This is a genomic window from Mycobacterium kyorinense (assembly GCF_001672775.1).
Taxonomy (GTDB): Bacteria; Actinomycetota; Actinomycetes; order Mycobacteriales; family Mycobacteriaceae; genus Mycobacterium; species Mycobacterium kyorinense_A.
The window spans coordinates 84,649-92,177 of the sequence record NZ_LZKJ01000133.1; the positions used below are offsets into that span (position 1 = coordinate 84,649).

Genomic DNA, 7,529 nt, shown 5'->3' on the forward strand with positions numbered 1-7,529 from the left:
GATTGTTCAGGTAAGTATTTGGGGTGGTTTCGGCGCGAGACCTGTTGAGCATTCTGTGCACACGAGGGTTACCGCGGACGAAACAGCCCAGGTGAACAGCGCGTGGGCGTAGCGGCTTCCGGGCTGAGCGTCGGCGAGGAGGTCACCCCATGTCGAATACGGATATCGCGGGCTTTCTCGCCCTCTGCGCCGCACTGGCAGCCGCGATCGGCAGCGTGGTGCGTCAGCGGTGCGCGCAGGAGATCACCGATAAACAGGTTGGGCACCTGGAGCTGTTCGGCATGCTGGTCCGCGACGGTCGGTGGTGGCTGGGCGGCGTTGGCGACATCGCCAGCTACTGTCTGCTTGCTGCGGCCCTGGACAAGGGCTCGGTCATGTTGGTCACGGCGCTGCAGGTGACGGTGCTGCTGTTCGCCCTACCCATCTATGCGCGGTTCAGTCGGCATCGGATAACCCGCCGGGAGTGGATCTGGGCGGTAGTGCTGGCCGTAGCGTTGGCGGTCCTCGTCACGGTCGCGGATCCGACGGAAGGCCAGTCCCGTGGCCCAATGGAAACGTGGATTTTGGTGGCCGTCGTGATGGGTCCGGCGTTGGCGTTGTGTGTGCTGGCCGCCCGGATTTGGTCGGATCGCCCGGCCGCGGCGGTGCTGCTCGCGGCGGTGTCGGGGTCGTCGTTGGCGTTGTTCGCGGTGCTGACCAAGGGTGTCGTCGACGTGCTCGAACACGGTGCCGGCGAGTTGGTGCGAACACCGGAGCTGTACGCCTGGGTGCTCGCGGGAGTGGCCGGGATGATCTTTCAGCAGTCGGCGTTTCGTGCCGGTGCGCTGACCGCGTCACTGCCGACGATGACCGTCGCAAAGCCGGTGGTGGCCACCACACTGGGCATCATCGTGCTCAAGGAGACGCTGGAAGCTGACGGGCCCGAGTGGCTTTTGTTGGTGGCGTCGGCGGTGCTGGTGATCGTCGCGACGGTGGCTCTGGCGCGCGGCGAGGCGGCCAGCATGGCTGCCGGCGCGGGGCATGACGCACAAGTCGCCGGCCGGCCGGAGGCGCCCTCCCCACGCGTGAGCGGCTGACCGCACGATCAACCCGAGTGCTCGGTGGCCCGCAGGCTCAGCGAAAGAACCAGCCGCACATCGGGATCGGCCAGCGACGCCGACAGCAGCTGTTCAATCCGGCGGATTCGGTAGCGCACGGTGTTGGGATGCACGTGTAGCTGCCCCGCCGCGGCGCCCACATCGCCGAACGCGTCGAGGTAAATCCGCAGTGTTTCAGCCATCGCCGGCTGGCGGGCGCGCAGATTGCGTACCCGTGCGTCGACGAGCCGGTCATCGGCGCGGACCATCGTGACGATCTCGTCGAGCAGCACCGTAGTACGCGCTTCGGCAAGCGAGGTGACCGAACCGATCGAATCCGGGTGGCGCTCAGCGCTATCCAGCACCCGGTCCACGTCGGCGCGTGCCGCGGCCGCCTCGGCCAGTCCGCCGAGCGGCGCTGCGACCACAGCCCGCAGCTGTAGGCCCAGCTCGCTACGCAGGGTGCCGATCATGCCGCGAATCCACGAGGCCAGCGACGTCGGCTTCGCGATGTGCGGAAACAACACATAGATTCGTGCGGCACTCGAGGTGACTTGGGCGTCGGCCCGAAAAGCGTTGGCGCTCAACGCTACTATCTCGGTCAGCCGGGCGTGGCGGTCCGCGGCATCCAGCCCGACGAGCGCGGCGTTGCCGTCTGCGGCGATGCCCAGCTCGCGGGCGAGGTCGCCGGTATCGAGCCGCTCCGTGTCAACCAGGCTCAGCAATTGCTGCACCCGCAGAGCATGCGCCGACGGCCGGGCCGCCAGTCGCGACATGATGCCCGCGGCCATCACGGCCGCACCGCGCAGTACCTCCTCGGCGTCGTCGGCCAACGCGCTCGAACCCCGCTGCACCCAGATGGCACCGACGAATCGGGGTGCCCGCCGAGTGTCGGCAGGCGGCTGGTGAATTCCGATCGCCAGCCGTGACCGCAGCCCCAACTCGGGACGTTCGGCGACGTGAACCACGTGTCCGCTGGTTCGCAGCGCGTCGAAGATGCCCCATCGGCTGATCCACTCCAGATGTTCGGGCGGGCCGGCACGGCCGAGGATGGAGAGCCGTCGCAGCTCGTCGGCCTCGGCATTGGACGCCGAATAGGCGAGCACGTGCGACTGCGCGTCTTCGATGCTGACCATGCCGTGGATGCGGTCGGCGACCGCTTGCGCCAACCCGAACAAGTCGGTGCCCGAGCCATAGTGTGGATCGGCTGACGAAGGACCATGGTGTTCGAAAACGTGGTTGACCAAGCGGTACAACCGTTCCCAGCGCGCCCGCGGGTCCACCGCCACCACCGCCGTCCCCAACCGGACGGCATGGGTCACTAGGGCCGCGGACGGCTCCTTGGCAAAGACGGCCACCGGCGCACTCGCCTGCTGTACTTGCCCGTCCAGCCATCGCCGTGCGTCCTCGTCGCCGATGCCGAGCAACAAGAACACGTGGGCCCGATCCGCGTCGGTCGCCAATCCCAGCCGGACATCGTCGGAATCGATCAGCGCGGCCGAGGCCACCGGCAGGTCGAGCCCGCGCGGAGCGTCGACCAGGCTCACCATGGTCGCGTCCAGCGCCAGCAGTAGCTGGCCCAGCCCCACGCCGGGCACCCGCATATTGTCCGATTCTACTATTCGGTGCCATCTGTCCTGTCTGATCAGCCAAGTACCGCGGGCCGTACGGCGAGCATCCTGAGACCATGGACGCGATCACCGATGTTCCGCTGCCCGCCAACGAACCGGTCCACGACTATGCGCCGAATTCCCCTGAACGGGCGCGACTGCGCGCCGCACTGACCTCGCTGGCCGCCGACCCCATCGAGTTGCCGCATGTCATCGGCGGCACACACCGGCAAGGCGCCGGCGAGCAAATCGACGTCGTCCAACCGCACCGGCACACGGCCAGGCTTGGCACACTGACCAACGCCACCCATGCCGATGCCGCGGCGGCAATCGATGCGGCCATGGCAGCCCGGACACATTGGGCGGCAACCCCGTTCGACGAGCGGGCGGCAATCTTCCTGCGGGCGGCCGACCTGCTGGCCGGGCCGTGGCGGGAAAAGATAGCCGCCGCAACCATGCTCGGCCAATCCAAGAGCGCTTATCAGGCCGAGATCGATGCGCCCTGCGAGCTGATCGACTTCTGGCGGTTCAACGTCGCATTTGCCCGCCAGATCTTGGCGCAGCAGCCGATCAGCGGACACGGGGAATGGAACCGCACCGACTATCGGCCGTTGGACGGATTCGTCTACGCGATCACGCCATTCAACTTCTCGTCGATCGCGGGCAACCTGCCCACCGCGCCGGCGCTGATGGGAAACACCGTGGTGTGGAAGCCGTCGATCACCCAGTCCTTGGCGGCGTATCTGACCATGCAGCTATTGGAGGCCGCCGGATTGCCACCGGGCGTGATCAATCTGCTCACCGGTGACGGCTACTCGGTTTCCGATGTGGCACTGGCTGACTCGCGGCTGGCCGGCATCCACTTCACCGGGTCGACGGCCACCTTCCAGCGGCTGTGGCGCGAGGTCGGGACCAACATCGAGCGCTACCGTAGCTATCCTCGGCTGGTTGGCGAGACCGGCGGCAAGGACTTCATCGTCGCGCACGCCTCGGCGCGACCCGACGTGCTGCGCACCGCCTTGATCCGTGGGGCGTTCGACTATCAGGGCCAGAAATGCTCGGCTGCGTCGCGGGCGTTCATCGCCCACTCGGTGTGGCAGAAGATCGGCGACGACTTCCTGGGCGCGACCGCTGATTTGCGCTACGGCGATATCACCGACTTCTCTAACTACGGCGGTGCCCTGATCGACCGGCGGGCCTTCACCAAGAACGTCAAGGCTGTCGAGCGGGCCAAAGGCGCGGCCGCTGTCACGATCGCGGTCGGCGGCGAATACGACGACAGCGTCGGGTATTTCGTACGTCCGACCGTGCTGCTGTCCGACGACCCGACCGACGAGGCGTTTACCACGGAATACTTCGGCCCGCTGCTATCCGTCCACGTCTATCCCGACGACGCATACGAACGGATCCTCGACGTGATCGACAGCGATTCTCGCTACGCGCTGACCGGTGCGGTGATCGCCGACGACCGTGACGCCGTGCTGGCTGCGCAGCGTCGGCTCCGGTTCGCCGCCGGCAACTTCTACGTCAACGACAAGCCGACCGGGGCAGTCGTGGGGCGCCAGCCGTTCGGTGGATCCCGCGGATCGGGGACCAACGACAAGGCCGGCTCCGCGCTGAACCTGCTGCGCTGGACATCGGCACGCACGATCAAAGAGACCTTCGTCACAGCAACCGACCACAACTATCCGCACATGGCGGGGCAGTGATGTCCGCTCTGTTCGCCAAGTCGGTGCGCCCGGTGATCCTGGCGGCCAGTAGGTCAGATGGGTTGCGCCGCAGCATCGAGCGGTTACCGCTTACCCGCGCGGTGGTGCACCGGTTTGTACCGGGGGAGACGCTGGAGCAGGCGCTGGACAGTGTTGCCGGACTGCGGGCTTCGGGGCGCATGGTCACAGTCGACTATCTGGGTGAGGACGTCGCCGACGCCGACGCTGCCACCGCGACCATGCAGGCCTACCTTGATCTGCTCGACGCGCTGGGCAGGCGATTCGACGCGACGCGCGGCGGTGTGCGACCGCTGGAGGTGTCAGTCAAGCTGTCGGCGCTCGGGCAGGCCCTGGAGCGCAACGGCGAGAAGATCGCACGGGAAAATCTGCACACGATCTGCGCACGGGCTCAACGGGTCGGTGGCTGGGTGACGGTGGACGCCGAAGACCACACCACCACCGAGTCGACGTTGTCGATCGTGGCTGGCCTGCGGGCTGACTTCCCTTGGCTGGGCGTGGTTTTACAGGCATATCTGCGGCGAACGCTGGGTGACTGCCGAGACTGCGCGGCCGTCGGGGCCCGGGTTCGGTTGTGCAAGGGCGCCTATGACGAGCCGGCGTCGGTGGCTTACCGGGACCGCGCTACGGTCACCGACTCGTATCTGCGTTGCCTGCAGGTGCTGATGGCAGGATCGGGCTACCCCATGGTCGCGTCCCACGACCCCGCGATCGTCGAGAGGGTTCCGCTGCTGGCACGCGAATCCGGCCGGGGCGTCGACGATTTCGAGTATCAGATGCTTTATGGCATCTGTGAGGGCGAGCAGCTCCGGCTGGCTCGGACCGGTAACCGGGTCCGGGTCTACGTGCCGTTCGGCACCCAGTGGTACGGGTACTTCATGCGACGGCTGGCCGAGCGCCCGGCCAACCTGATGTTTTTCCTACGGACGCTCAGCTCCCGCGAGCAGACGCAAAAGTCCCCTAAAACTTAGGGTTTTGGGGCCTTTTACGTTTGCTCGCAAAGGCAATAGCGCGCCATAACCGAAGTGGCAGCAACCCGACCAACGGCGCCCGCTTGCCCAACTCGTTGCGGCGGTCAAAGGCCGTGGCATATCGGCGCGCCTGCTCGGCGGTCGGGTAGGTCTTACAGCCGCTGGCGTGGCCGCAGTCACGCTCGCATGCCCAATGCATGGTGCGGCCCTCGACATGGAAGCGCGGTCTGTGGCCCATCAGTCGGCACGCCCACGACATCGTCGTCACGCGTCCGCAGCGGTCAGCGGCTGCGCAAGGTCCTCCAGTTTCTGGCCTTCGGCCTTGACGCCGAGGAACAGTTCGACCACGCCTGCGATCGCCATGACGACCGCGCCGATCAGAAATGACAGGACAGCCAGGTGGCGCTCGCCGGATCCGATGAGTTGTCCGAACAGCACTGGGCCGCTGATGCCGCCGATGGCTGTTCCGACGGCATAGAAGAACGCGATCGCTAGCGCGCGGGTCTCCATCGGGAAGATCTCACTGACGGTCAGGTATGCGGCGCTGGCGCCGGAGCCGGCCAGAAAGAAGCACGCCATCAGCACGGCCAGAAAGGTCCAGACGCCGCCGAGTTGGCTCACGAACACCGCCGCCAGGACCGTCGCCAGCACCGCGGAGCCCAGATAGCACAGCGAGATCATCGGTTTGCGCCCGACGGTGTCGAAGAGCGGCCCGAGCAGCACGGGCCCGGCGAAGTTGGACAGTGCCCACAGGATGAAAAACACCGGAACCATGCTGGAACTCACCGAGTAGAACCCGTGCAACAGCGTGCCGAGGTTGAAGGTGACCCCGTTGTACATGAAGGCCTGCCCGATGAAGAGCGCAAGGCCCAGGATCGCCCGGCGGGGATAGAGCTTGAGGGCCACCTTCGCGATCTCTGCGACAGAAATCGTCTTGCGCTGGCGGACGGTCAGCGATCCTTCCGGCTCTGGCAGCGGTTCGTTCTGTTGGCGCTCGATGTCCTCCTCGATGCCGCCGACGATGCGCTCGGCCTCCTCTTCCCGGCCGTGGATGAAGAGCCAGCGCGGGCTTTCCGGAACGCTGCGGCGCACCAGCAGCACGGCTAACCCGAACACCGCGCCGATGCCGAACGAGATTCGCCACCCGATGTTGGCCGGGAACAGAGATTCGTTCAGCAGCAGCAACGCGCCGGCGGCGCCCAGCGCCGACCCCAGCCAAAACGAGCCGTTGATCGCCAAATCGACCCGGCCACGAACCCGCGCAGGGATCAGCTCGTCGATCGCCGAATTGATCGCGGCATACTCGCCGCCGATACCGGTGCCGGCGAAGAACCGCGTTGCGAAGAAGTACCACGGTGCGAACGAGAAGGCCGTCGCCGCAGTGGCCGCCAGATAGATCACCAGCGTGAGGACGAACAGTTTCTTCCGGCCGAAGCGGTCGGTCAGCTGACCGAAGAACAACGCGCCGGTGCACGCTCCGGCAATGTAGAAAGCTGCGGCAACCCCGATCTGCGCGGCGCTGATCGTGATCCCGCTGCCGGGCTCGGTGAGCCGGGCCGCCACATTGCCCACCATGGTGACTTCCAGGCCGTCGAGGATCCACACCCCGCCCAACCCGATGACCACCCGCCAGTGGAAGCGCGACCAGGGCAGTCGGTCTAGCCGCGCCGGCACCTGCGTGGTGATGGTGCCGGTCTGTACGTCGCTGCTCATCGCGGCGGCATACCCAGAAAAAGTCAGTCCTATCCGGGTGACGCCGATCAGCGTGGCAACCTGTGGCGAACCGGCGGTGCGAATCGGTGAAGTAGTGGCAGGCTGACGGTCATGCGCCGCGCTGGCGACGATGCAGGGGGTCCTTGCGAAGCTGGGGACGAAGCGATGAGGAGGAGCAGCGCAGTTATGTCTGAGCCGATGTTCGAACCCGTCGAGCGCCCGCGGCGCTCCGGCGCTCCGCCGTGGTCACTGTCGCTGACCGATCCTGCCCGTGCGGCGGTCGAGTTCGGGCTGCTGCTCACGTCGCTCCCACTGCGGCGGATGTTGCCGACCGGCGACGGGCATCCGGTGTTGGTGCTGCCCGGTCTGTTGGCCGGTGACGGATCGACGTTGGCATTGCGGCGTCTGCTGCGCGACCTCGGATACCGGGTG

General features: G+C 66.6%; 5 protein-coding genes and 1 pseudogene. 4 read left to right on the forward strand and 2 right to left on the reverse strand.

The features are described 5' to 3' along the window. The first annotated feature begins 149 nt into the window (after window positions 1–149). Window positions 150–1,076: a DMT family transporter gene (locus tag A5707_RS14730; RefSeq protein ID WP_065015195.1), complete on the forward strand. Its 927-nt coding sequence runs from the start codon at window positions 150–152 to the stop codon at window positions 1,074–1,076. Between the two features lie 8 nt (window positions 1,077–1,084). On the opposite strand, the gene A5707_RS14735 is transcribed toward A5707_RS14730, so the two are convergent. Then, the gene (locus A5707_RS14735; RefSeq protein WP_065015196.1) at window positions 1,085–2,680 is read right to left on the reverse strand and encodes a PucR family transcriptional regulator; all 1,596 of its coding nucleotides are present in this window, start codon (window positions 2,678–2,680) and stop codon (window positions 1,085–1,087) included. An 83-nt stretch (window positions 2,681–2,763) separates the two neighbouring features. On the opposite strand from A5707_RS14735, the gene pruA reads away from it, so the two are divergent. Both pruA and A5707_RS14745 read left to right on the forward strand, forming a co-directional pair. Next, window positions 2,764–4,395 (forward strand): L-glutamate gamma-semialdehyde dehydrogenase, encoded by a 1,632-nt coding sequence (gene pruA / locus A5707_RS14740; RefSeq protein WP_065015197.1) that lies wholly within the window; start codon window positions 2,764–2,766, stop codon window positions 4,393–4,395. Then, window positions 4,395–5,384 carry a proline dehydrogenase family protein gene (locus A5707_RS14745; RefSeq protein WP_065015198.1) on the forward strand — a complete coding sequence of 330 codons (990 nt, stop codon included), beginning with the start codon at window positions 4,395–4,397 and terminating at the stop codon, window positions 5,382–5,384. The genes pruA and A5707_RS14745 overlap by 1 nt, the downstream gene beginning before the upstream one ends. A 264-nt stretch (window positions 5,385–5,648) precedes the next feature. Here the strand turns inward: A5707_RS14745 and A5707_RS14750 are convergent, their stop codons facing one another. Then, the gene (locus A5707_RS14750) at window positions 5,649–7,097 is read right to left on the reverse strand and encodes an MFS transporter (RefSeq protein WP_065015199.1); all 1,449 of its coding nucleotides are present in this window, start codon (window positions 7,095–7,097) and stop codon (window positions 5,649–5,651) included. A 186-nt stretch (window positions 7,098–7,283) separates the two neighbouring features. Between A5707_RS14750 and A5707_RS14755 the strand changes: the two are divergent. Continuing rightward, window positions 7,284–7,529: pseudogene (locus A5707_RS14755) on the forward strand (alpha/beta hydrolase); the annotation flags it as partial.